The organism is Oleiphilus sp. HI0067, assembly GCF_001635735.1.
In genome coordinates, this window is record NZ_LWFI01000808.1 from 1 (window position 1) to 363 (window position 363).

At 43.8% G+C, this 363-nt stretch carries 1 protein-coding gene; it reads left to right on the forward strand.

Annotated elements, in window-relative coordinates; translation table 11 throughout:
- A partial coding sequence (locus tag A3739_RS08655) for a DUF1329 domain-containing protein (protein WP_156502494.1) occupies window positions 1-198 on the forward strand: 198 nt, incomplete at its 5' end.
- Between the last annotated feature and the right edge of the window lie 165 nt (window positions 199-363).

The following is a 363-nucleotide window of genomic DNA, read 5'->3' on the forward strand; positions in this document are numbered from 1 at the left end:
CATGCCGAAGCGCATAGTAAGCCTTTCTATGATCGCAGCATTACGCTCACTACTATTGAGTCTGTACACGACTTATTATCTGGTCGTTACATAGCGAATGGTATGGTCAACGAGGAGCCAAGCCGCTATAACTTCGACAAGACCTTTGCAAGCAAAGACTTTACACCTGCTGCATTGCGTCGCTCAGCGCGTCGTTAACACGTAGCCAAAGATAAAAAAACCGGATCGTTTTGGCGATCCGGTTTTTTTATACGCGAATGAAAGTTATAAGCATGTCAGTTTCTTTCTTTCCTATCGGATAACTCGGCGATACTTTACTTGTCTCTTCTATGCTTGGGCTCTTTGTCTTACTTCAAGCATTCA